Source organism: Pseudomonas sp. P5_B2 (assembly GCF_056400445.1).
On record NZ_JBFULH010001138.1, the window covers coordinates 1 to 954 of the forward strand.

Annotated in this window: 1 protein-coding gene; it reads right to left on the reverse strand. The window is 57.6% G+C overall.

Annotated elements, in window-relative coordinates; translation table 11 throughout:
- Positions 1-230: 230 nt before the first annotated feature.
- Positions 231-797: an RBBP9/YdeN family alpha/beta hydrolase gene (locus AC1DRJ_RS29730; RefSeq protein ID WP_477805271.1), complete on the reverse strand. Its 567-nt coding sequence runs from the start codon at positions 795-797 to the stop codon at positions 231-233.
- Between the last annotated feature and the right edge of the window lie 157 nt (positions 798-954).

Genomic DNA, 954 nt, shown 5'->3' on the forward strand with positions numbered 1-954 from the left:
TCCATCGCCTGGGCAGTCGGCATGGAAGCCGCCAGGATGGCCGAAGCCAGCAAGGTGTAACGCGAAACCGTGAAACCTTGACTCTTATTGTTGTGCATTGCGATGTTTCTCCGCCTTTTTGTATTTGTTTTTAAGCGCAGCAGCCCCCACGCATTCCCTTGTACCAGGGACTTACGCTTCTCAGGAGTGAGGGCAAATGCCGGTTGGCTTACAGCCAGTCGGCGCCTGAACTATCGGTCCAATTCCAGGATGAGCGCTTCCGCTTCTGGCCAGTGGCCAAATCCTGCCGCTGGATTGAGATGGCCTACTGCGCCAAAATTGCGCAGTTCGGCACCCCAGCCTTGAGCCATGCGAGTGACGGCGTCCAGACTGGCAAGGTGATCATTGGTGCTGCCGGCCACCAGGCTTGGGAACGGCAACAGACCTTGGGGTAGCGGATCCCAGCCATGGGCCCGCAGAGATTCAGAAGTGGGGTAGCCTTGCGGCCAGGTAGCGTCGAGGTCTGGTGGCGCGGCCAGCAGAGCGCCCTTGATCGGACGACTGTGCAATGCTGCCCAGTGCGCGACCATCAGAACACCGGCACTGTGGGCGACCAGGATCACCGGCCCTTCGATTTGCTCCAGTTCGTGCTGGATCGCACGAACCCRTGCGGCGCAGTCGAGCTTGTCGGTTTCAAGCGGCGGGACGCTACGTACTTTGCAGAGTCGGGCTTCAAGCAATGTCTGCCAATGCTCGGCCACATGCTCACGCAAGCCCGGCACGATCAAAACGGTTGCGACAGTATTCAGTTTGTCCACGTCAGCACCTACACTTTCTCGATGACTCGACTGACTCGTTGGTCAGAGATTTTTGTTGTGCTGACATTAAAGTTCCACCACTCCGGGCGCTTTTCATTGGACGTCAGCCACTTTTCTTTTCATGACAAATTTCACTGGGCCGACATGAGGTGCCCGC